Origin of the sequence: Lentzea sp. NEAU-D7 (assembly GCF_026242055.1) — a bacterium.
Classification (GTDB): domain Bacteria; phylum Actinomycetota; class Actinomycetes; order Mycobacteriales; family Pseudonocardiaceae; genus Lentzea.
In genome coordinates, this window is sequence record NZ_JAPJDL010000007.1 from 37,152 (window position 1) to 56,911 (window position 19,760).

General features: G+C 69.6%; 21 protein-coding genes and 1 pseudogene. 8 read left to right on the forward strand and 14 right to left on the reverse strand.

Annotated features, from left to right (window positions below; all coding sequences use genetic code 11):
* Positions 1-8: 8 nt before the first annotated feature.
* On the forward strand, positions 9-1,394 hold the full coding sequence (locus ORI60_RS15925; protein ID WP_266038075.1) for a chromosome segregation protein: 1,386 nt from the start codon (positions 9-11) through the stop codon (positions 1,392-1,394).
* A 244-nt stretch (positions 1,395-1,638) separates the two neighbouring features.
* Here ORI60_RS15925 and ORI60_RS15930 read toward each other — a convergent pair whose 3' ends face one another.
* Positions 1,639-2,166: a histidine phosphatase family protein gene (locus ORI60_RS15930; protein ID WP_266038076.1), complete on the reverse strand. Its 528-nt coding sequence runs from the start codon at positions 2,164-2,166 to the stop codon at positions 1,639-1,641.
* Positions 2,167-2,190: 24 nt separating this feature from the next.
* On the opposite strand from ORI60_RS15930, the gene ORI60_RS15935 reads away from it, so the two are divergent.
* Both ORI60_RS15935 and ORI60_RS15940 read left to right on the forward strand, forming a co-directional pair.
* Positions 2,191-2,736, forward strand: a complete 546-nt coding sequence (locus ORI60_RS15935) for a GNAT family N-acetyltransferase (RefSeq protein WP_266038077.1) — start codon at positions 2,191-2,193, stop codon at positions 2,734-2,736.
* A complete protein-coding gene (locus ORI60_RS15940) occupies positions 2,736-3,428 on the forward strand; it encodes an alpha/beta fold hydrolase (protein WP_266038078.1) in 693 nt (230 codons plus the stop codon). The genes ORI60_RS15935 and ORI60_RS15940 overlap by 1 nt, the downstream gene beginning before the upstream one ends.
* 105 nt (positions 3,429-3,533) lie before the next feature.
* Here the strand turns inward: ORI60_RS15940 and ORI60_RS15945 are convergent.
* Positions 3,534-3,821: pseudogene (locus ORI60_RS15945) on the reverse strand (hypothetical protein); the annotation flags it as partial.
* A gap of 32 nt (positions 3,822-3,853) precedes the next feature.
* Between ORI60_RS15945 and ORI60_RS15950 the strand changes: the two are divergent.
* Positions 3,854-4,063, forward strand: a complete 210-nt coding sequence (locus ORI60_RS15950) for an FmdB family zinc ribbon protein (protein ID WP_266038079.1) — start codon at positions 3,854-3,856, stop codon at positions 4,061-4,063.
* On the opposite strand, the gene ORI60_RS15955 is transcribed toward ORI60_RS15950, so the two are convergent.
* The 5 genes from ORI60_RS15955 to dhaK all read right to left on the reverse strand — a co-directional run bounded on the left by ORI60_RS15955 (position 4,060) and on the right by dhaK (position 9,565).
* Complete coding sequence (locus ORI60_RS15955; protein WP_266038080.1) at positions 4,060-4,653, reverse strand: DUF3558 family protein; 594 nt, start codon at positions 4,651-4,653, stop codon at positions 4,060-4,062. The two genes, ORI60_RS15950 and ORI60_RS15955, sit on opposite strands and share 4 nt — an antisense overlap.
* A gap of 44 nt (positions 4,654-4,697) precedes the next feature.
* Positions 4,698-6,473 carry a 3-hydroxyacyl-CoA dehydrogenase family protein gene (locus ORI60_RS15960; protein WP_266038081.1) on the reverse strand — a complete coding sequence of 592 codons (1,776 nt, stop codon included), beginning with the start codon at positions 6,471-6,473 and terminating at the stop codon, positions 4,698-4,700.
* A gap of 767 nt (positions 6,474-7,240) precedes the next feature.
* Positions 7,241-7,948 (reverse strand): dihydroxyacetone kinase phosphoryl donor subunit DhaM, encoded by a 708-nt coding sequence (gene dhaM / locus ORI60_RS15965; protein ID WP_266038082.1) that lies wholly within the window; start codon positions 7,946-7,948, stop codon positions 7,241-7,243.
* Positions 7,945-8,571, reverse strand: coding sequence for a dihydroxyacetone kinase subunit DhaL (gene dhaL / locus ORI60_RS15970; RefSeq protein ID WP_266038083.1), 627 nt, complete (start codon positions 8,569-8,571; stop codon positions 7,945-7,947). Before dhaL ends, dhaM begins: the two co-directional genes overlap by 4 nt.
* A gap of 1 nt (position 8,572) precedes the next feature.
* Complete coding sequence (gene dhaK / locus ORI60_RS15975) at positions 8,573-9,565, reverse strand: dihydroxyacetone kinase subunit DhaK (protein WP_266038084.1); 993 nt, start codon at positions 9,563-9,565, stop codon at positions 8,573-8,575.
* A 144-nt stretch (positions 9,566-9,709) separates the two neighbouring features.
* On the opposite strand from dhaK, the gene ORI60_RS15980 reads away from it, so the two are divergent.
* On the forward strand, positions 9,710-10,702 hold the full coding sequence (locus ORI60_RS15980; RefSeq protein ID WP_266038085.1) for an ABC transporter substrate-binding protein: 993 nt from the start codon (positions 9,710-9,712) through the stop codon (positions 10,700-10,702).
* Between the two features lie 28 nt (positions 10,703-10,730).
* On the opposite strand, the gene ORI60_RS15985 is transcribed toward ORI60_RS15980, so the two are convergent.
* The 5 genes from ORI60_RS15985 to nucS form a co-directional block, all read right to left on the reverse strand.
* Positions 10,731-12,236, reverse strand: a complete 1,506-nt coding sequence (locus ORI60_RS15985) for an aldehyde dehydrogenase family protein (protein ID WP_266038086.1) — start codon at positions 12,234-12,236, stop codon at positions 10,731-10,733.
* 88 nt (positions 12,237-12,324) lie between these two features.
* Positions 12,325-13,338: a hypothetical protein gene (locus ORI60_RS15990; protein WP_266038087.1), complete on the reverse strand. Its 1,014-nt coding sequence runs from the start codon at positions 13,336-13,338 to the stop codon at positions 12,325-12,327.
* 227 nt (positions 13,339-13,565) lie between these two features.
* Complete coding sequence (locus tag ORI60_RS15995; RefSeq protein WP_266038088.1) at positions 13,566-13,802, reverse strand: hypothetical protein; 237 nt, start codon at positions 13,800-13,802, stop codon at positions 13,566-13,568.
* Positions 13,803-13,813: 11 nt separating this feature from the next.
* Positions 13,814-15,505, reverse strand: a complete 1,692-nt coding sequence (locus ORI60_RS16000) for a sodium:solute symporter family protein (RefSeq protein WP_266038089.1) — start codon at positions 15,503-15,505, stop codon at positions 13,814-13,816.
* Positions 15,506-15,719: 214 nt separating this feature from the next.
* On the reverse strand, positions 15,720-16,379 hold the full coding sequence (gene nucS / locus ORI60_RS16005; RefSeq protein WP_266038090.1) for an endonuclease NucS: 660 nt from the start codon (positions 16,377-16,379) through the stop codon (positions 15,720-15,722).
* A 54-nt stretch (positions 16,380-16,433) separates the two neighbouring features.
* Between nucS and ORI60_RS16010 the strand changes: the two genes are divergently transcribed.
* Complete coding sequence (locus ORI60_RS16010) at positions 16,434-16,970, forward strand: NUDIX domain-containing protein (protein ID WP_266038091.1); 537 nt, start codon at positions 16,434-16,436, stop codon at positions 16,968-16,970.
* On the opposite strand, the gene ORI60_RS16015 is transcribed toward ORI60_RS16010, so the two are convergent.
* Positions 16,967-17,893, reverse strand: a complete 927-nt coding sequence (locus ORI60_RS16015; RefSeq protein ID WP_266038092.1) for a GlxA family transcriptional regulator — start codon at positions 17,891-17,893, stop codon at positions 16,967-16,969. The two genes, ORI60_RS16010 and ORI60_RS16015, sit on opposite strands and share 4 nt — an antisense overlap.
* Positions 17,894-18,000: 107 nt before the next feature.
* On the opposite strand from ORI60_RS16015, the gene ORI60_RS16020 reads away from it, so the two are divergent.
* Both ORI60_RS16020 and ORI60_RS16025 read left to right on the forward strand, forming a co-directional pair.
* Positions 18,001-18,579: a DJ-1/PfpI family protein gene (locus ORI60_RS16020; RefSeq protein ID WP_266038093.1), complete on the forward strand. Its 579-nt coding sequence runs from the start codon at positions 18,001-18,003 to the stop codon at positions 18,577-18,579.
* On the forward strand, positions 18,576-18,983 hold the full coding sequence (locus tag ORI60_RS16025) for a hypothetical protein (protein WP_266038094.1): 408 nt from the start codon (positions 18,576-18,578) through the stop codon (positions 18,981-18,983). Before ORI60_RS16020 ends, ORI60_RS16025 begins: the two co-directional genes overlap by 4 nt.
* On the opposite strand, the gene ORI60_RS16030 is transcribed toward ORI60_RS16025, so the two are convergent.
* Positions 18,980-19,681 (reverse strand): SDR family oxidoreductase, encoded by a 702-nt coding sequence (locus ORI60_RS16030; protein WP_266038095.1) that lies wholly within the window; start codon positions 19,679-19,681, stop codon positions 18,980-18,982. The genes ORI60_RS16025 and ORI60_RS16030 overlap by 4 nt on opposite strands.
* Positions 19,682-19,760: the final 79 nt, after the last annotated feature.

Sequence of the window (19,760 nt, forward strand, 5' to 3'; positions counted from 1 at the left end):
TGAGGGGCATGGGCCTCGCCGACGACCGTGACCTCGTCCCACTGGGATCCGGCTTCGACATCGTCAAGCGCGGTTACGACCGCGCTCAGGTCGAGGATCATCTCGAACGCCTCGACTCGGACCTGCGGCTGCTCGCCGCGGACCGCGATGCCGCCGTGTCCCAGACGTCCGACCTGGCGCGCCAGCTGGAAGCCGCACGCTCGGAGATCACCGAGATGCGCAACCAGGTGGAGCGCCTGTCACTGCCGCCGACGACGCTGGAGGGGCTCTCCGAGCGCCTCCAGCGCATGCTGCGGCTGGCCCAGGACGAGGCCAACGAGATCAAGGCCCGTGCCGAAGCGGAGGGCGGGCACATCCGCGCCAAGGCGGAAGCCGACGCGGGTGTGCTGCGCCAGCGCTACGAGACGCTGATCGCCGAGCTGGACGAACGCCGCGCGGCCATGGAGGCCGAGCACAAGGGCGTGCTGGAGACGGCGCGCAACGAGGCCGAGAAGATCGTCTCCGAGGCCGAGAGCGCCGCCCGCAAGATCGCCGACGAGTCCGAGCAGCGCCGCGTGACCGTCGAAGAGGACTTCGAGATCGCGATGGCCGCCCGCCGCTCCGAGGCGATGGCGACCCTGGCAGCCCAGGAAGCGGCCTCCAAGACCGAGGCGGACCGCCGCATGCGCGAGGCCGCCGAGGAAGCCGCCCGCGTCCGAGCCGCGATCGCCCAGGAGCAGAGCACCTCGAAGGCCGACGCGGAACGCCGAGTCCGCGAGGCCACCGAAGAGGCCAACCGCCGCCGCCACGACGCGATCGCCGAGGCCACCGCCCGCATCCAGGAAGCGACCGACGAGTCGAACCGCCGCGTGCGCGAGGCCACCGAGGAAGCCAACCGCCGCACCACCGCCGCCACGCAGCGCGTCGAACAGCTCCGCAACCTCCGCAACCGCCTCTCGCACCAGCTCCACAACGTGCGGACGGCGCTGCAGGAGGTCGTGCCGCTGCTCGACCCGGTGGACGAGGAGAAGCCGGCACCCGCTACCGCGCCGCAGGGGCCGGGCACTCCGGCCCAGGTCCCGAGCGCTCCGGCGCAGGGTTCGAATGCTCCCGCTCAGGGGCCTGGCGCTTCCGCTCAGGGTTCGGGTGGGCAGGCGCAGGGTTCAGCTCCGGCACAAGCCGCTCCGGCCCAGGGGGCCGGTGCTCCGACCCAGGCGGCTCCGGCACAGGGTCCGAGTGCTCCCGCGCAGGCCAAGCCGGCCCAGGCTCCGGCTCCTGCGAAGCAGGCGTCTCCGGTTCAGCAGGCCACGCCCGCCGCGCCGAACAAGCCGGTACCTGCTCCCAAGGCTCAGGCCTCTCAGGTCGACGGCCCCACGGCACAACTCGCGCGTCCGCAGACCGCCAAGAAGTCCTGATTCCAGAAGCTCACGCGGCGGCAGGCGGCCCCAGGCCCCTGCCGCCCAAGCGCACGCCACGGTAGGCAGCCCGAGGCTCCTGCAGTCGCGCCGTAGCAGCAGCACAGGCTCGTGCCGCCCAAGCTCACGCGAGCGCAGCAGGCCAAAAATCCGGCGCCGCAAGCTCGCGCAGGGGTCCCCCGCCCAGGGGGACCCCTGATCTCAATTATCCCAGCCAGCACCAACAATTCCGCGTCCGCGCAGGTCAGACCACCACCTCGTGGACAGCCGGCATAGGCAGCGCACGCCAGAACGCCCAGTCCACGCGGCGCCCCGCCGCGATCAGCGCACGCGCCAGAAACGTCCCGTGCGACCCCACCAGCACCGTCACCTCCGGGTACTCCGCGGCCATGCGCGCCAACGCTTTCCCGGCCCGCGAGGTCAGCGCGTCAAGGCTCTCCCCCTCGCCCTGCGCGGATCCCGGATCAGCCCAGCTGCGGGCGTACCGCTCCTCCCAGTCCGCGCTCGGCAGCATGCCCGACTCCCACTCCCGCAGCTCGGGCCACGTCGTCACGGCGAGCCCCAGCACGTCGGCGGCCGGTGTGACGGTCTGCACCGCGCGCAGCTGCGGGCTCGACAGCACCGCGGCCGGCCCGTACGCGACGAGGCGCTCGGCCAACGATCTCGCCGCCTCCACGCCCGCGGGCGTCAGCGGGCGGCGGCCGTCGTCGGGCAGGCCGAAGGGCGGCGGAACGGCCTGCGCGTGGCGCACCAATACGATTCGTGTCGTCACAACACACCATCTTGGGGGAACAGGATGTTCGTGAAGTCGCTGGGCACGGAGGGTGCCGAGCTCAGGCCGCTGGAACCGTGGCAGGCCGAGGAGTTCTTCGCGCACATGGAGCGCGGCCGGGAGTTCATCGGGCAGCACATCGGGTTCGCGGACAAGGCGAAGGACCTCGAGAGCACCCGCGAGCTCCTGCAGGGCTACGCGGAGAAGGCCGCGGCCGACACCGGGCGGATCTTCGGGATCTGGCTCGACGACAAGCTGGTCGGCGGCGTGCTGCTGCGCGTGATGGACGTCCCGCAGGGCCGCGCCGAGGTCGGGTGCTGGCTGGAGCCGGCCGCGACCGGCAAGGGACTGGTCACGCGGGCGGCGAAGCTCCTCATCGACTGGGTGATTCGCGAGCGCGGCGTGCATCGGGTTGAGTGGCTGGTGTCGTCGGCGAACGCGCCCAGCATCGCGGTCGCGCGGCGGCTCGGGATGAGCAGGGACGGCGTGCTGCGCTCGTACTTCCTGCACCGCGGGGTTCGCCAGGACCTCGAGGTGTGGTCGGTGCTGGCGCCGGAGTGGGAGAGCTGATGGACGACCTGGTGCTGCTGCACGCCTTTCCGCTCGACGCGCGGATGTGGGACGTGCCGGGCGCGCTGACGCCGTCGCTGCGCGGCAGCGGTGAGCCCGACCTCGACACCGTCGCGGCACAGGTGCTCGGTGTGCTCGACGAACGGAACCTTGATCGCGTCGTGCTCGGCGGCTGTTCGATGGGCGGCTACGTGGCGATGGCGTTGCTCAGGCGTGCGCCGGACCGCGTCAAGGGCCTGGTCTTCGTCGACACCAAGCACACCGCGGACACGCCGGAAGCGGCCGCGAACCGGCACGCGATGGCGGACCGCGTCGAACGCGAGGGCGTCGGCGAGTGGCTGGCGGACGCGATGCTGCCGAACCTGCTCGGCCCGGACGCGTCGGACACGGCGCGGGCGTCGGTGCGCACCATGATCCTCGACCAGCAGGCCGAGGACGTGGCGTGGTGGCAGCGCGCGATGGCGAAGCGGCCGGACTCGACGGACGTGCTGGAGTCGCTGAACGTCCCGTCCCTGGTGCTCGTGGGCGAACACGACAAGCTCACGCCGCCCGACGTCGCCGCGAAGCTCGCCGTGACGCTCATGCACTCCACGAGCGAACGCATCGAGAACTCGGGGCACCTGCCGCCCGTCGAGCAGCCGGACGAGTTCCGCTTCCGCCTCGAACGGTGGCGCGAGCAGACCGGTATCTGACGACTACCAGCGACGTGGGGGCGGGCCGCGCCGGCCCCCGCGGGCGCCCCCCCCCGGGGGGCCCCGGCGGCGCGGCGCCCCCCCCCCGGGACCTGCCCCCCCCCCCCGCGGGGCGGCCGCCCCCCCCCGCCCCCGCGAGTCCCAGCACGCCTGGTGCCAGTGCCGGCGCTCCTCCACCGAGCCCGTCTCCTGGGCGGGCCACGCCACGACGTGGGCGACGCCGGGACGGATCTCGTGGTCGCAGCCGGGGCAGCGGTAGGTCTTCTGCGCCTGCGCACCCGAGATGGCGCGGACCAGCCAGTCGCCGTCCGGGCCCGACTCGGTGCGCGCCCAGCCCACACCCCCACCGAGGGGACGGGGTTCGTTGGGTTTGGGGCTGTTACGACGTGGCACGACAACACGTTAACCGCTCGTAGAATCAGGGCGTGCCGACCTACGAGTTCCGTTGCCGAACCTGCGACGACACCTTCGACGTGCAGCGACCGATGAGCGAGTCGTCCTCGCCGGCGAACTGCCCGGAGGGCCATCCCGACACCGTGAAGCTGCTGTCCATGGCCGGTATCGGCGGTACGCAGCAGGCCGCGCCCGGTGGTGGTGGCGGCGGTGGGTGCTGCGGCGGAGGCTGCTGCGGTTAGGCCGTCTCGCGGTCGATCATGACCTCGGCGACCTTGCGGCCCTGCTCGCAGACGTCGCCGAACTTGCCGCTCGAGTCGATGACGATGATGCCGAGCCCGCCACCGCTGTAGGGCAGGGCGAGCACGCAAGACGGTTCGACTTCCTGCTCGCCCGTGCGGTTCAGGTACGCGACCTTGTGGCCCTTCACGTCCCACTCGCCGGTGGTGCGCTCGATCTTGATCGGCGTGCCCTCCCGGAAGCGCAGGGAGACACCGACCTCGACGCCGTCGATCTTCGTCGTCCAGCGGCACGACTCCTCGAACGTCGAGTCGTAGTTGATCTGCGTGGGCGGCGTCTCGGCCTTGGCGCCGGGGTAGGGCAGGTCCGTCCACTTCAGCTTGGCGCAGTGGGGCGTGATCTCGCCGTCGATCGGCGCGGTCTCCGGGTCCTCGGACTCGCTGGGCTCGGCACTGGGGTCCGTGGACCCCTCCTTGTCGAACGGTGAGGTCACGTCGAGCGGAGCCTGCGCGACCGGACTGCCCTCGACGACCGCCCGCGCACAGCCGGACGCGAACACGAGGACAGCCAACAGGAGCACCAGTCGCCGCATGGCTCCCACCATGCCAGACGCGACATGGTGCCCCTGTGAGTGGCTCACGAGTAGTCGCGGAACCCCTTGCCGGTCTTGCGGCCGAGACGACCGGCCGTGACCAGGTGCTCCAGCAACGGCGCCGGCGCGAAGCCGGGCTCGCGGAACTCGTTGTAGAGCGTGCGCTGGATCGCCAGCGACACGTCCAGCCCCACGACGTCGAGCAGCGCGAACGGTCCCATCGGCAGACCACAGCCGACCTTCATCGCGTTGTCGATGTCGTCGGCCTCCGCGTAGTGGGCCTCCAGCATCTTCACCGCGTCGTTCAGGTACGGGAAGAGCAGCGCGTTGACGATGAAGCCTGCCACGTCGCCGCAGTGCACCGGGTGCTTGCCGAGGTCGAGGCAGATCTTGCGGGCCGTCGCGACCACGTCGGCGCCCGTGGAGATCGTCTCCACGACCTCCACCAGCTTCATGACCTGCGCGGGGTTGAAGAAGTGCAGGCCCACGACGTCCGCCGGCCTGCTGGTCGCTGCCGCGACCTCGATGACCGGCAGCGAGGACGTGGTCGTCGCGAGCACCGCACCGGGCTTGCACACCTCGTCGAGTGCCGCGAAGACCTCCTTCTTGATCCCGATCTCCTCGGCCACCGCCTCGACGATCAGATCGCAGTCGGCCAGTTCCACGAACTCGACGGCGGGCGAGATGCGCGCGAGCGTCGCGTCGCGGTCCGCCTCGGAGAGCCGGCCCTTGCTGACCGCGCGGTCGAGCGACTTGCGGACCGCGCCGATCGCCTTCTCCGCCTTGTCGAGACTCCGCGCCCGCAGCACCACGTCGTACCCGCGCTTGGCGAACACCTCGGCGATGCCCGTGGCCATCGTGCCGGTTCCGATGACGCCGACCCGCTGGACCTCACGCGCCTGCGTAGCGCTGTCCACTTCGGACGGTGTGTGCACGTCCTCGACGACGACCGGCGAATCGGGCCCGTCGTAGGTGTAGAAACCGCGCCCCGTCTTCCTGCCGAGCAGGCCGGCCGTGATCATCTGCTTCAGCAGCGGCGCCGGCGAGTGCAAGCGGTTGCGCGACTGGTGGTACATCGTGTCGAGGATCTCGTACGCGGTGTCGAGACCGATGAGGTCCAGCAGCGCCAACGGTCCCATCGGGTAACCGCACCCGTACCGCATGGCCGCGTCGAGGTCCTCGCGCGTCGCGTACTTGGACTCCAGCATCTTCACGGCGTGGTTGAGGTAGGGGAAGAGGAGGGCGTTGGCGATGAAGCCTGCCCTGTCCCCGATCACGACCGGCGACTTGCCCAGCCGCTCGGCGAACGCGACCACGTCGGTGATCACGTCCGGCTCCGTCACGACCGTGCGCACGACCTCGACCAGCTTGAGGACCTGCGTGGGGTTGAAGAAGTGCAGGCCGACGACCTTGCCGGGCCGTTTCGTGACGACACCGATCTCGGTGATCGACAACGACGACGTGTTGGACGCGATGATCGCCTCGGGCTTCAGGACCTCGTCGAGGTCCTTGAAGATCCGCGCCTTGAGCTCGATGCTCTCCGGCACCGCCTCGATGACGAGGTCGCAGTCCGCGAGGCTGCCCAGGTCGAGGCTCGTGCTGACCCGGCCGCGCAGCGCCGCGCTCTCGTCCGCGGTCAGCTTCTCCCGCTTCACGGCGCGCTGCGTCGAGTGCTCGAGGTGCCCGAGACCGCGCTCGACGCCGGCCGCGTCGACTTCCACCACCTTCACGGTGAGCCCGGTGCGTGCGAGTACCTCCACGATGCCCGCGCCCATGGTTCCGAAGCCGACGACTCCGACGGTGTTGATTTCGCGCGCCACTGCAGACCTCCCTGCGGGGTAAAGCGTGGGCTACCAAGGAGTAACTTGCGGGCGACTATGCCACTCCCAGCGCCGGCGGGCGTCGTGAGCTTCGCCATCGGGATCGAAACAGTTATCGGTCTAGCGGATGCCTGGCAGCGGCCTTTTGCCTGATGAACCCGTGTGGGGGAACGGAGGGTTGCGCCGTCTGGGGCCGAGGGACGGCTTGGCCCGGCCGCGTGGGCGTGCGGGCGTGCGGGCGTGCGGGCGTGCGGGCGTGCGGGCGTGCGGGCGTGCGGGCGTGCGGGCGTGCGGGCGTGCGGGCGTGCGGGCGTGTGGGCGTGTGGAGGACGGGACCGCAGCGGGTGGGTTCGGGCGGCGCGGGGCTAGGCGGCGCGGGGCCGAGCGGCACGAGTCCGGACGGCACGAGTCCGAGCGGCACGAGTCCGAGCGCGGAGGTCCGCGAGGAGTGAGTCGCGGCGGACCGCAGTGGACGGTGAGCCGACGCGGCCGGATCACGCTGGTTGAACACCGGTACCGGATCGCGATGGCCGGCGTGGTGAGCAGGCCACGCCGACCACCTGCGGTCCACCGCAGATGAGCTGGGACCGCTGCGGCAGATCGCAGCCAGAGCATCGACTACGAACGGCACGGGTGCCCACGGCACCTGACACCACGCGGCCCTGACACCGGCCCCAGCACCTCCTGCTTCTAGACCCTGGCCACCTCAGCGCTGCCCGCCTCAGCGCAGAGCTGAGGTGCGGTTCGGGAGCGTGGCGGCGGCAGCGTCAGTCGTCGAAACCCCTTTCCGCCAGCTCCTCGATGCGCCGCACCGCCTCCGCCGCGTCCTTGCCCGTGGCCACCACGGTGATCGACTTGCCGCCCGGTGCGCTCAGGCCCATCAGGGCCAGCACGCTTGCCGCGTTCGCCTCCTCGTCGCCGTAGCGGACCACCACGTCGGCGTCCAGTTCTGCGACTGTTCTGGCGAGCAGGGCCGCTGGGCGGGCGTGCAGGCCCACCTCGTTGGTCAGCAGCACTTCTGCCGACACGGCGTCCGGCACCAGGTGCAGTGCCGGGCGGGTGGGCGCGGCCACCGGGGCCTCGCCGGAGGCGCCTTCGGCGGCGCTGGCCACGTCAGGTAACGGGGCGCCTCCCTGGGCTGTTACCGCTGCTGCCACCGCGCCCTCGACCAAGGGGGCGTCCACCACCGCGTAGCGGGAGGGGTCGTCCGCCGACTCGACGGCCATCTCCGCCGTCATCTTGGCGCTGCCCAGGTCGTAGAGCACGACCACGCCCGCGCCCGAGTCCGCGTCGGCCAGGGCTTCGACCACCGCGCCGTAGTCGGTGCCCAGGCCGCCTTCCTCGGTGCCGCCCACGGGGAGCACCGCGACGTCCGGGGCCATCTGGACGGCCAGTTCCGCCACGCCGTTGGCCAGCATGTCGCTGTGCGAGACGACCACCAGGCCGACTCGGCTCGCCGGTGCCGCCGCCGTCATGCCTTGGCCGCCGCGTCCGCGAAAGCGCGCAACAGCAACGCCGTCGACCTCGCGCCCGGATCCAGGTGGCCGGCGCTGCGCTCGCCCAGGTAGGAGGCGCGGCCCTTGCGCGCCACCATGGGCACCGTCGAGGACGCGCCCTCCTCCGCCGCGTCGGCGGCCGCGGAGAGGGTGGCGGCCACCGTGCCCTCGGCGGACGCCGCGGCTGTCACGGCCGGGGTCAGGGCGTCGACCATCGTCTTGTCGCCCACCACGGCCTTGCCACGCGCGACCACGCCGTCGAGTGCGGCCTGCAGGGCCCGCGCCACCGCGTCGCGGTCCAGCTCGGCCGCGTCACCCACCGCGGACGACGCGCGCAGGAAAGCCGTGCCGTACAACGGGCCCGCCGCGCCGCCGACCGTCGAGATCAACGTCGTGGCGGCCAGCTTCAGCACCCTGGCGGGCGTGTCCGGTGGCTCGGTGTCCAAACGGGACACCAGTGCGGTGAAGCCGCGCTTCATGTTCTCGCCGTGGTCGGCGTCGCCGATCGCCTGGTCCAGGCGCACCAGCTCGTCGCGGTGTTCCTGGACGACGGCCGCGGCGGCTCGCAGTGCCGCCACGACGTCCTCTGCCGTGCAGCCCACCTCAGACTCCCCACCGCAGCGCGGGCGTGTGGACCGGCGCGTCCCACAGCTCGACCATCTCGTCGTCGAGGCGCAGCAGCGTGAGACTCATCCCCTGCATCTCCAGGCTCGTGATGTACGGGCCGACCAGCCTTCGCTCCACCGTGATCCCCCGATCAGCCAGCAACTGCTCCGCGATGCCGTGCGCCAGGTACAGCTCCAGCAGCGGCGTCCCGCCCATCCCGTTCGTGAAGAGCAGCACCCGGTCGCCCGACGCGAAGGGCAGGTCTTCCAGGATCGGGTCGAGCAACGCCGAGACCATCTCCGCGGCGGTACCGGCGTGCACCTTCTGCCGGCCAGGTTCGCCGTGGATGCCGATGCCGATCTCCATCTCGTCGTCGCCCAGCTCGAACGACGGCGAACCCACGTGCGGCACCGTGCACGCGGTCAGCGCGAGGCCCATCGACCGCACCGAGGCGATCACCCTCAGGGCCAGCGTCTCGCAGTAGGCCAGATCAGCACCGCGCTCGGCGGCCGCGCCCACGATCTTCTCCAGCAGCACCGTGCCGCCGACGCCGCGACGCCCGGCCGTGTACAGCGAGTCCTTCACCGCCACGTCGTCGTCGATCACGACGGACCTGACCTCCGACTCCGCGAGCTCGGCGGCCATCTCGAAGTTCAGCACGTCGCCGGTGTAGTTCTTCACGATCAGCAACGCGCCCGCGCCGCCGTCCGTCCGCGACACGGCGTCGACCACCTGGTCCGACGTGGGCGAGGTGAACACCGGACCGGGACAGGCCGCGTCGAGCATGCCCCGCCCGACGAACCCGCCGTGCAGCGGTTCGTGCCCCGACCCTCCACCCGAGATGATCGCGACCTTGCCCCGCACCGGCGCGTCCGCGCGCACGACGACGGCCGGGTCGTAGTGCACGGTCAGCAGGTCGGAATGGGCTGCCTGCATGCCCCGCAGCGCGTCCTGCACCACGGTGTCCGGATCATTGATGATCTTCTTCATCGAACAGCCCTCCCGAGAAGTCGGTGCCGTGTTCCTTCTTACTCCGGGGGTCTGACGCTCGGAACTGGCAAACGACCCGCGTACCGTTAGGCCGCCCTAAGAAATGCAGGTCAACATCACGTTCCGTAGTGGAGGAACAACGTCGTGTCGAAGAGAGCAGCGCTGCTCGTAGCAGTCGCCCTTACCCTCACCGCCTGCTCCAGCACGCCGGACAAGCCGACCGTCGCCCAAGGTGGCGAGGACTTCGGCAAGGCGTACGAACTGAGCAACGGTTTCGGCACGACGCAGAAGCCCGGCGAGTTCCCCCGCACGATCAAGCACGCGATGGGTGAGACCAAGCTCGAGAAGAAACCCGAACGGGTGGTCGTGCTCGACACCGGCGAGCTCGACAACGTCGTGGCGCTCGGCATCAAGCCGGTCGGCATCGCCTACACGGACGGTTCGCCGACCATGCCGTCCTACATCGGCGCCAAGGGCGGCACGCCGGAGAACGTCGGCACGACCAACAACCTCAACCTCGAGGCAATCACGAAGCTGAACCCGGACCTCATCCTGGGCTCGCAGCTGCGAGCGGAGGCCCTCTACCCGAAGCTCTCGGCGATCGCACCGACGGTGTTCAGCGTGCGCCCCGGCTACGTGTGGAAGGAGAACTTCCTGCTCAACGCGGCCGCGCTCGACCGCCAGGCCGACGCCGCGAAGATGCTCGAGGACTACACGAAGAAGGCCGTCGAGACCGGTGACGCCATCGAGAAGAAGCTCGGTGTGCGTCCGACGGTGACGGCGCTGCGCTTCATGCCGGGCCGCATTCGCCTCTACGCCAAGAAGTCGTTCATCGGGACGATCCTGGTCGACGCCAAGATCGGCCAGCCGACCTCGTCCCAGGTGGACGACCTGGCCGCCGAGGTCAGCGCGGAGCAGATCAGCAAGGCCGACGGCGACTTCATCCTCTACTCCACCTACGGCGACCCGGCCAAGACCGCGACGGGCGCTGTCGTCGGCGGCCCGCTGTGGAGCGGCCTGAACGCCGTCAAGGCGGGCAAGGCCAAGCCGGTCCTCGACGAGACGTACTTCCTCGGCCTCGGCGTGCTCGCCGCGGACGTCGTCCTGGACGACATGAAGAAGCAGCTCGGCGTCTGAGAACCCGGCGCGGGTGCTCCTCGGCGGCTCAGCGGCCGAAGAGCATCCGCGCGAGGCGCAGCATCTGCTTGCCCGCCAGGGACGGCCTGTCGAACGTCGCCATGTCGATCAGCGACTTGAACTTCAGCTTCGTCACGGCCTTGGCGTAGGCGAACTCGCGCAGCCCGTCCTCACCGTGGATGCGCCCGAACCCGGAGTCGCCGACGCCACCGAAGGGCAGGCCGGGAACCGCCGCGTAGGTCAGCACGGAGTTGACCGACACCATCCCGACGCGCAGCTCGGCGGCCAGCTCCTCGCCGCGCGACTTGGAGAACACGGCGGCGCCCAGCCCGTACTTCGACCGGTTCGCGAGCCGCACGCCCTCCAGCGCGTTCGGCACCCGGTTGATCACCACGGTCGGCCCGAAGGTCTCCTCCGTGACCGCCAGCGAGTCCTCCGGCACGTCGACCAGCACCACCGGCTCGACGTACGGCGGCCTGATCGAGTCCGGCCCGCCCACCAGCGCCTTGCCACCGCGGTCGAGCGCGTCCTGCACGTGCTCGCGGATGATCTCCACCTGCGACGGCATCGTGATCGGCCCGAGGTTCGCGTTCGGCTCGCCACCCGGCTTGAGCTTCTTCGCCCGCTTCACCACGATCTCGGTGAACTCGTCGGCGACGTCCTCGGCCACGTAGATCCGCTCCACGCCCGCGCACGTCTGGCCGGCGTTGGACACCGCGCCCCAGATCGCGGCCTCGGCGGCAGCGGCCAGGTCGGCGTCCGAGTCGACGATCAGCGCGTCCTTGCCGCCGCACTCGACCAGCACCGGCGTCAGCGACGCCGCGGCGGCGGCCATGACCTTCTTGCCCGTCCGGGTGGAGCCCGTGAACGCGATCTTGTCGACGCCCGAGGCGACCAGCGCCGCACCCGTCTCGCCGAAGCCCGTGACCACCTGGAACACCGGGTACTCCGGCACCGCCTCGGTGAACGTCGACGCGAGGAACGTGCCGACGCCCGGCGTGAACTCCGACGGCTTGAACACCACGGCGTTGCCCGCGGCGAGCGCGTACGAGATCGACCCCATCGGCGTGTGCGCGGGGTAGTTCCACGGCCCGATGACGCCGATGACGCCCAACGGCCGGTACTCCAGCGTCGCGCTGTGGTTGAACATCAGCATGCCCGAGGACACCCGGCGCTTGCCCAGCACACGACCGGCGTGCCGCGCGGCCCAGTGCAGGTGGTCCATCACCAGAGCGACCTCGACGCGGGAGTCGTCGGCGGGCTTGCCCGACTCCGAGCTGATCAGCCCGATGAACTCGTCCGAGCGCTGCGAGAGGATCTTGCGCCACGCGTCGAGCTTGGTCTTGCGGCCCTCGAAGCCGAGACCCGCCCACCACGCGGCGGCCTCGCGCGCCGAGGACACGGCGTCCTCGACCTCTGCGGCCGTGTGGATCGGGTGGTGCGCGACGACCTCACCCGTGCGCGGGTCCAATGATGCGAACCGCCGCTGCTCGCCATCGTCCGACAGCGCGCTGTCCGAAGCGGTCTGCGTCATGTGGGCTCCTCCCGGTACTCGCCAGTAACCTCGACACTAACGCGTACTCGGGGAACTTTCAGCCCCTGCCTGGTCCCGTGCGGGACGGTCAGGCCTGGGGCAGTGAAGGAAGAACCGCCTTGGCGAACGCCTGCGCCGCCTGGCAGCGATCCAGCTCCTTCTCCTTCGAGGCCGCGACGATGAACTCGGCGATCTCACCCGCGTCGGCCTGGTCCCTCGTCCGGATCAGCACCAGCTCGCACGTCGGGTAGGCGCCGTCCCTGAACGACTGGTAGCCCTTCAGCCCGCCACCGAGATCGGTCTCGACGGACTTGCTGTCGAACTTGCCGTCCTTCGGGATGCGCGCCGTCTTGAACTCGATCTGCATCTGCGCGCTCTGCCCCGTCCACGAGCACTGGTGCAGACCGTACGGCAGCGCACGCGGCGACGCACCGAGGACGGGCGCGAGCGTCGACTTCTCCACGATCGTGCACGGGTCGACCTCGACCGGCGAGCCCTTCGGCGGGCTGTACTTCTGCGGGTTGCCCTTGAGCTTGCGCACGGCGCCTTCGAGCACCTTGCGCCCCGGCTCGCACGCCTCGGCGCCGTCGTTGCCCGTGCTGACCTGCAGCCGCACGGCCTGCGCCGGGTTCTCCTGCGTCACGGCCGAGATGAAGCACGAGGCGCCGCTGAGCTTCTGCTCACCGCTCTTGAGGCCGGCGATCTGCTTGGTCGCCTTCTTCAGCTCGGTGGACGTCAGCGAGTAGCCGATGTCCAGCGTGATGTTGAGCGTCTTGCCGGCCTTGTCCTTCATGTAGTTGGAGCAGCGCGTGTAGGAGCTGCTCGTGTACCTCGACGGCGTGCCGACCGTCTGCAGCAGCTCCTTCTCGATCAACGCGCACGGGTTGACCAGTCGCAGGCGCTCGGGCGCGAACGCCGGGTCGACCGGTTTGCCCGGCTGCGCGGACTGCTTGACCGACGGGTCGGTCGACGTCGACGTGTCCGCACCCGCCTGCACGGTGCGGCGCGGCGAGTTGGTCTTGGCAAGACCCGGCCCGGTCGCACAGCCGGCCATCAGCAACGCGGCGGCGGCGACCACAGCGGTGGCACGAAAACGAGGCACGACGTGCACGGTAGCGACCTTTGCGCGCCTTCGTGGGCGGTACCCCGAGTTACCCCGTGGCACATGTCACCCACAGCTACGGGAACGATTCAGAACATCAACGCGATGTACATGGTGAAGACCCCGACAGAAGGAGAGACGTGCGAAACCGAATTCGCCGCGCATTCAACTGGCTCGACGCGTGGACGATCGAGGCCTTCAACCCCGTTTACCCCGGCCGTCCGCAGTCATAGCTCCTTGAGCGGCTGCTTGTCCGTGTCCGCGAACTGAGGGCGCAGCATCGCCCACGCGGCGAACACCGCCGACAGCACCACCATCGCGATGCCGGCCCACAGGTTGATGTTGACCCCTTCGGCCTTCTTCAGGTCCTCGTCGGTCGTGAACCCGAACCCGATGACGACCAGTACAACGCCGTACAGGCCGAAGAGGAAAGCGATGATCAGTCGCAGGTCGAACAACCTCATGACAGCCTCCCTCAGCCGAAGATGAAGTAGAGAACGGTGGTCAGGGCCAGCACTCCGCCGCCCAGCAGGGCGGGCGAGCGGTACCAGCCCGCGTCCTCACCGGTGGTGGAGTGAGCCCTGTCCTCCTTGGGCGTGAGGCTGTAGACCAGCCCGACGAGCTCGCTGTCCGGCTTGGGCCTCGTGACCATGGTGACCGCGGCGCTCACGACGATGTCGACCACGAACGCGAGACCCGCGCCGAGGAAGCTCGCGCCCTGACCGGGCAGCTCCAGCAGGTTGATGCCGAACGAGGGCTCCGAGATCGCGTAGATGAAGATCGCGGTGAACGTGCCCGCGAGCAGACCGACCCAACCGGCGGTCGGCGTCATCCGCTTCCAGAACATGCCCAGGATGAACGTCGCGAACAGCGGCGCGTTGAAGAACGAGAACAGCGCCTGGATGTAGTCCATGATGTTGGACCCGCCGAGCGCCGCCGCGATGAACGCCGTGCCGATCGCGAGGACGCACGCGCCGACGGTGGCGAGACGGCCGATGCGCAGGTAGTACTCGTCCGGCCTGTCCTTCTTCACGTAGTCCTGCCACAGGTCGTACGTGAAGACGGTGTTGAACGAGCTGACGTTCGCCGCGACACCGGCCATGAAGCTCGCCAGCAGACCCGTGATCGCGATGCCGAGGATGCCGTTGGGCAGCAGGTCGCGCATCAGCAGCGGCAGCACGTCGTTGTAGGCCACCCCACCGCTCGTGTCACCGGCCTTGAGCTGCGCCATCTCCGGCACGATCAGCGCGGCGATGATGCCGGGGATGATGATGATCGCCGGGATCAGCGCCTTCGGGTACGCGCCGATGATCGGCGTGCGCTTGGCCGCGGACATCGACTTCGCGCTCATCGCGCGCTGCACCTCGGCGAAGTTCGTCGTCCAGTAACCGAACGACAGCACGAAGCCGAGACCGAACACCAACCCGATCACACTCCACACCGGGTTGTTGATGCCGGTGAGTTCCGTCGCGGGCCACGCGCTCAGCTGCTCCTGGTCGGTGACCTTCTCGACGATCCCCTGCCAGCCGCCGACCTTGATCAGGCCGACGATCGTCAACGGCGCCAGCGCGGCCACGATGACGAAGAACTGCAGCACCTCGTTGTAGATGGCGGCACTCAGGCCACCGAGCGTCGTGTACGCGAGCACCACCAGCGCCGCGACGCAGATGGACACCGGCAGAGGCCAACCGAGCAGCGCGTCGATGATCACCGCGAGCGCGAAGAGGTTGATGCCCGCGATCAGGATCTGCGCGACGGCGAAACTGATGGCGTTGACCAGGTGGGCCGGTTTGCCGAACCGGCGGCGCATGAACTCGGGGACGCTGCGCACTTTCGAGCCGTAGTAGAACGGCATCATCACCAGACCGAGGAACACCATCGCGGGGATGGCGCCGATCCAGTAGTAGTGCACGGTCGCCATGCCGTACTGCGCGCCGTTCGCCGTCATGCCCATGAGCTCGAGCGCGCCGAGGTTCGCGGAGATGAACGCGAGACCGGTGACCCACGCCGGCAGCGACCGCCCGGACAGCAGGAAGTCGAGGCTGGAGGAGACGGATCGTCGTGCCATCACGCCGATGCCGAGAACCACCACGAAGTAGATGACGAGCAACGCGTAGTCGATCGGTCCCGCGTCAAGCCGCAGGTCCGCTTCGGCCAGCACCGACATCGACACTGCCCACCTCCAAGCCTTCCAACAAAGTCGAACAGAAACGACCAGGAGAGGACAGTACTCCAGGTGAGCGAGTTCCTACCCCGTGTGGATGATCACCAAACCACGAGGTGAGCCGAGTCGCTCGCTGAAGCTGGGCGGCTGGTGGACCGAAGGGGAGGAAGCACGACGAGCCCGGCACCGCGTGGGTGCCGGGCTCGTGAGCTGACGGTCAGAACAGCCGGAACTCGTCCGGCTCGATGCCGCGCAACGCGTCGTAGTCCAGCACCACGCACCGGATCCCGCGGTCCTCGGCCAGCACCCGCGCCTGCGGCTTGATCTGCTGCGCCGCGAACACGCCCTGCACCGGCGCGAGCAGCGGATCGCGGTTGAGCAGCTCCAGGTACCTGGTCAGCTGCTCGACCCCGTCGATCTCACCGCGCCGCTTGATCTCCACGGCGACCGACTTTCCGGCGGCGTCGCGGCACATCAGGTCGACCGGGCCGATCGGGGTCGGGAACTCACGGCGCACCAGGGACCAGCCGTCGCCCAGGGTCGTGACGTGCTCGGCGAGGAGCTTCTGCAGGTCGGCTTCGACGCCGTCCTTCTGCAGGCCCGGCTCCGGGCCGAGCTCGTGCTTGGAGTCGTGCATGACCTCGTCGAGGGTGATGATCAGCTTCTCCCCCGCCTTGTTCTGCACCGTCCAGATGTCCGGGTCCTCGATCAGCCAGCAGGGCGGGCTCATCCAGTTCAACGGCTTGTAGGCGCGGTCGTCGGAGTGGATCGACACCGAGCCGTCGGCCTTGATGAGCAGCAAGCGCTGCGCCATGGGCAGATGGGCGGTGAGTCGGCCTACGTAGTCGACCTTGCAGCGAGCGATGACGAGACGCACCGCGACAGGCTACGGGGTGTGTCCAACAACCGGGCGTTAGGTACGGTCCGTGCCGTGGAAAGCCTCGGCACCCGTGAGGTGTACGCAAACCCGTGGATGACCGTTCGCGAGGACGAGATCAAACGCGCGGACGGCTCGAGCGGCATCTACGGCGTGGTCGACAAGCCCGACTTCGCGCTGATCATCCCGCTCGACGGTGAACGCGTGCGGCTCGTCGAACAGTTCCGGTACCCGATCGGCCTGCGCCGCTGGGAGTTCCCGCAGGGCACCGCGCCGGACCGCGCCGACTCCGACCCGCTGGAGCTGGCGCGTCGCGAGCTCCGCGAGGAGACGGGGCTGCGCGCCGGCCGGATGATCGAGCTCGGCGTGCTCGACGTCGCGCCCGGCATGTCGTCGCAGCGCGGCCGCGTGTTCCTCGCGACCGACCTCTCCGAGGGATTCCACGAGCGGGAGCACGAGGAGCAGGACATGCGGTCGGCGTGGTTCCCGCGCGCCGACTTCGAGTCGATGATCGCGAAGGGCGAGATCACCGACGCCCAGTCGATCGCCGCGTACACGCTTCTCCTGCTGCACGAACACTCCCAGCCCTAGGCGTGGCTGCCCTGAAAAGCCGCCCGGTAGCTCTGCGGTGAGGTCCCGGCGATCCGCTTGAACCTGTCGCGGAACGCCGTGGCCGATCCGAAGCCCACGCGGCTCGCGATCAGCTCCACCGGGTCCCTGGTCGTCTCCAGCAGGTGCTGCGCCTGGCGGACCCGCGCGCGGTGCAGCCACTGGAGCGGCGTCGTGCCGGTCTGCTCGCGGAAGCGCCGGTTCAGCGTCCGCGTGCTCATGCCCGCCTGCTTGGCCATGTCCTCCAGCGTCAGGTCGAGCGACGCGTTGGCCTCCATCCACCGCAGCACGGGTTCCAGCTCTGCTCCCTGAGGCGTCACGGGCGGTGTCACGATGAACTGAGCCTGCCCGCCTTCTCTCTCGAGGGGCATCACGGCGAACCGCGCCGCGTCGGCCGCCACCGCCGACCCGTGATCGCGCCGGATCATGTGCAGGCACAGGTCCAGGCCCGCGGCGGCACCGGCGGACGTCAGGAACTGGCCGTTGTCGACGTAGAGCACGTCCGGATCGACTTCCAGCGCCGGATACCGCGCCGCGAGCTCCTCGGCTCCCAGCCAGTGCGTGGTCACCCTCAACCCGTCGAGCAGACCGGTCGCCGCGAACACGAACGCGCCCGTGCAGATCGACGCGATCCGCGCCCCTCTCGCCGCCGCCTGCCGCAACCCGTCGATCACCGGCTTCGGCACGACCATGGCCGGATCGTGACCCGGAAGAACGATCGTGTCCACTTCGGACAGCAACTCCAGGCCGTGCGGGACCTTGATCCCGAAACAGCCCGCGTCGGCCGTCCTCTTCGGACCGCAGACCCGCACGCGGTACCGCCCGACCCAGTTGAACGCGTCGACCGGTGTCGCGAAGTCGAACGGGACGACGCTGTCCATCGCTACCACTGCCACCTCGTGCACGTCCACCACGGTAGCTGGCGAGAATCCGTTGGAACATGGCATTCCAGCCAGTTCTGCACGGCCGTCCCCGCTCCTACGGTTTTGATCACCGACGTGAGGAGGCAGCAGTGAGAGCTCAAGTGGTGTTGTTCGACGGTTTCGACCCGCTGGACGTCATCGGCCCGTACGAGACGCTGATGGCGGGCGGAATCCCGACCGAACTGGTGGCGGTGGAGGGACCGCGGCAGGTCCCCGCCGGGATGAACCTGTTGTCCCTGGACGCGACCGCCCGGCTCGACCCCGGCACCGATGTCATCGTCGTGCCCGGTGCGGCGGCCATGCAGGACGACGAGGTGTTCGCCCTGCTCAGCGCCGCAGCGGCGACGCTCGGGCCCGTGCTCCGGGACTCGAAAGCGGTCATCGCCACCGTGTGCGGAGGATCGCTCGTGCTGGCCATCGCCGGCCTGCTCAAGGGCCGGAACGCCACCACGAACCACCTCGGCCTGACAGCGCTGGAGTCGATGGGGGTGAACGCGGTCCGCGCCCGCATCGTCGACGACGGCGACCTGGTCTCCGCGGCCGGTGTCACGTCCGGCGTCGACCTCGGTCTCTACCTCGTCGAACGCGAGGTCGGCTCCCAGCAGGCCCTGGAGGTCGAGACGCTGTTCGCCCACGAACGCCGCGGCACGGTGTGGAGCGCGGCGTGAGCAAGTTCTTCCTCTCGCTGCACGTCCTGGCCGCCATCGTCGCGATCGGCCCGGTCACCGTCGCCGCCAGCATGTTCCCGAAGGCCGTGACCACGGCCGGCAACCCCGAACTCCTGCACCGGATCTGCCGCGTCTACGCGCTCATCGGCATCTCGGTGCCGGTCTTCGGGTTCGCGACGGCCGGCGTGATGGGCGTGACCGGCCACCCCTGGGTGATCGTGTCGATCGCGCTCACCACCGCCGCCGCGTTCGTGCTCGCCCTGAAGATCCTTCCCGGCCAGGAGAAGGCCATCAGGACCAAGGACGTCAAGCACCTGGCCATGTACACGGGGATCTTCAACCTGTTGTGGGCCACCGTGACGGTGCTGATGATCCTCCGGCCGGGCTCGACCACCGGTGCCTAACGCTGTGACACCGGCCGTACGACGATCTCGTTGACGTCGACCTCCGCCGGCTGCGAGATCGCGTAGGCGATGGCGTCACCGATGGCGGACGCCGGCAGCGCGAGCTTGCGGAAGTCCTCCATCAGCGACGCCGCGAAGTCCTCGGTGATGGTGTCCGCCAGCTCGGACTCCGTGACGCCGGGCGAGATCACGGTGACGCGCAGGTCGTCGCGCTCCTGCCGCAACCCCTCGGACAACGCCCACACCGCGTACTTCGTCGCGCAGTACACGGCGGCGGTCGGCATGACCATGTGCGCGCCGATCGAGGCGACGTTCACGACGTGCCCGCCGTCCGTGAAGCGGGGCAGCACGGCGGCGATGCCGTTCAGCACGCCCTTGATGTTGACGTCCACCATGCGGTCCCACTCGTCGACCTTCAGCGAGCCCATGAGGGACAACGGCATCACGCCCGCGTTGTTCACCAGCACGTCCACCCGCCCGTACCGCTCCACGGCGGCGTCCACGAAGGACTGGAAGGACTCGCGGGAGGTCACGTCCAGCGGCGCGTAGGCGCCACCGATCTCGTCGGCCAGCGCCGCCAGCCGGTCCTCCCGCCGTGCGCCGAGGAACACCTTGTGCCCGGCCTTGGCGAGGACTCGGGCCGTCGCCTCGCCGATACCGCTGGAAGCTCCGCTGATCACCACAACTTTTTCGCTCATGGCACCGACTTTCGGCCCGCGGCGCGGTGTCTGCCAGGACACCTCCTGCCTAGGTGTGGCACACCCAGGCAGAAGTCGC

Bases quoted from the DNA above. Each gene is read 5' to 3' on its own strand.
- ORI60_RS15925 (WP_266038075.1), top strand. From the start codon at position 9: ATGGGCCTCGCCGACGACCGTGACCTCGTCCCACTGGGATCCGGCTTC.
- ORI60_RS15935 (WP_266038077.1), top strand. From the start codon at position 2,191: ATGTTCGTGAAGTCGCTGGGCACGGAGGGTGCCGAGCTCAGGCCGCTG.
- ORI60_RS15940 (WP_266038078.1), top strand. From the start codon at position 2,736: ATGGACGACCTGGTGCTGCTGCACGCCTTTCCGCTCGACGCGCGGATG.
- ORI60_RS15955 (WP_266038080.1), bottom strand. From the start codon at position 4,653: ATGCGGCGACTGGTGCTCCTGTTGGCTGTCCTCGTGTTCGCGTCCGGC.
- dhaM (WP_266038082.1), bottom strand. From the start codon at position 7,948: ATGACGGCGGCGGCACCGGCGAGCCGAGTCGGCCTGGTGGTCGTCTCG.
- dhaK (WP_266038084.1), bottom strand. From the start codon at position 9,565: ATGAAGAAGATCATCAATGATCCGGACACCGTGGTGCAGGACGCGCTG.
- ORI60_RS15985 (WP_266038086.1), bottom strand. From the start codon at position 12,236: ATGACGCAGACCGCTTCGGACAGCGCGCTGTCGGACGATGGCGAGCAG.
- ORI60_RS15995 (WP_266038088.1), bottom strand. From the start codon at position 13,802: ATGAGGTTGTTCGACCTGCGACTGATCATCGCTTTCCTCTTCGGCCTG.
- ORI60_RS16000 (WP_266038089.1), bottom strand. From the start codon at position 15,505: ATGTCGGTGCTGGCCGAAGCGGACCTGCGGCTTGACGCGGGACCGATC.
- ORI60_RS16030 (WP_266038095.1), bottom strand. From the start codon at position 19,681: ATGAGCGAAAAAGTTGTGGTGATCAGCGGAGCTTCCAGCGGTATCGGC.